The sequence below is a fragment of the Bartonella sp. CM31XJBT genome (assembly GCF_028618555.1).
Lineage (GTDB): Bacteria > Pseudomonadota > Alphaproteobacteria > Rhizobiales > Rhizobiaceae > Bartonella.
In genome coordinates this window covers 1-1,371 of sequence record NZ_JAQITD010000070.1, presented here as the reverse complement: position 1 = coordinate 1,371, position 1,371 = coordinate 1, and the positions used below count along the sequence as shown (strand labels likewise).

Below are 1,371 nucleotides of genomic sequence, written 5' to 3'. Positions count from 1 at the left end.
TAAACGCGTTATTCGCATTTATACATTACCTAAATGTTTTCATTACGATATCTTGGCTTTGATAAAATCTCTGTGCCTCTTTGAATTGTTCGGATAGTACTGAACCTTCTACATTGGCTTTTGTTTTCATGAAAAAAAAGCAAATCTTGTAAAGAGCTTTAGTGGCTAAAATCTTATTTGAGGCACATGTTTGAGGGCATTGTTCATAATTTTTTTATACAATATACGTTTTTGCATTTCGATAAGAAACTCTTCATTACTGCTTAAATTTCTGACCATTTGTAGCTTTGTATATTCATTTTGGAGTACCGCTGACATGTTTCTGATACGTGTTTGCAGCTCGAAAACTTCTCTCAGATCTTTTGTTTTATCTATATCTTTTAAGAAATCGGCAATTTGTGTAAAGCGGTTCTCTGCATCTTGGAAAGCTTGCAAACTTACAGCTTTATCGATAACTCCACTATATTTAAGACGCTTATTAAGTATATCGTATATTATCTTATGTTGTGTCTCCGAGAGGAGGGCTCTCCACTCCTCTCCTTTAATTTGAGTCATAAGCAGTTCGAAATAACCAAAAGCTTCGAAGTTTTTCCCATATAAACCCGTGTATGTTTTGTGGGTAGGTGGGTAAAAAGGCGAATATTCTAATAAAAAATTCGATAACTTTTGTGGTATTATTTGTTTATTTCCTGTTATAGACTGATAGACTTTTTTCGTGTTTTCGATCTGGTCTTCGTTTGCTTTAATTTGTTGTTTTAACAAATCAATAATTTTCAGATATTCTGCTTCTGGAAAAGGGGGAGGAGTTTGGACAGTTGAACCTTGAGCTCCAGAACCCCAACTAAAGTTAGACGTTAGAGTTAAATTTATCATTCCCAAAAGGGTGATCATTCCTGTTATAATAAATCGCTTTTTCATCTGTCTCCTCGCTTAATTTCGGCAGGGATTGTTTTATTAATAGGCACCCGGTTCCTATCATTTGGCTGTTTTAGCTTTGGTGCTAATACACAAGCCGATAAAAGGTTTGCAATCAAAATTACAAGAATGATCGACTTCATTTTAATATGACTCTTTTTATTGTTATATACATCCTGATATTTGTTGTCATTATTATTATTTTGAACATAAAGTAAAGTACGTTGTGTGTAATTATTTTACTTTTTTATTCCATTTTAATTTATAAAAACAGCTCAATTTCAGTGCGAATATTTTTTACTGTAGGATTGGATATCCTTGTTATTTTGTCATATGGGTATTAAGGGCGTCTGTTACGGGGACCATTGCTTTTTATCTCATCTAGTTTCTATGTCTCCATAGATGTCCAAATGTAATGCCTTTTGCGAGAGAATTGGCAACGCTTGATAGTTTGAG

General features: G+C 33.6%; 2 protein-coding genes. Both read right to left on the bottom strand.

What is annotated here, in order from left to right; translation table 11 throughout:
- Window positions 1–165: 165 nt before the first annotated feature.
- Window positions 166–918, bottom strand: coding sequence for a type IV secretion system protein (locus PVV63_RS10195; RefSeq protein WP_273791754.1), 753 nt, complete (start codon window positions 916–918; stop codon window positions 166–168).
- The gene (locus PVV63_RS10190; protein WP_273791753.1) at window positions 915–1,058 is read right to left on the bottom strand and encodes a TrwH protein; all 144 of its coding nucleotides are present in this window, start codon (window positions 1,056–1,058) and stop codon (window positions 915–917) included. The genes PVV63_RS10195 and PVV63_RS10190 overlap by 4 nt, the downstream gene beginning before the upstream one ends.
- Window positions 1,059–1,371 lie beyond the last annotated feature (313 nt).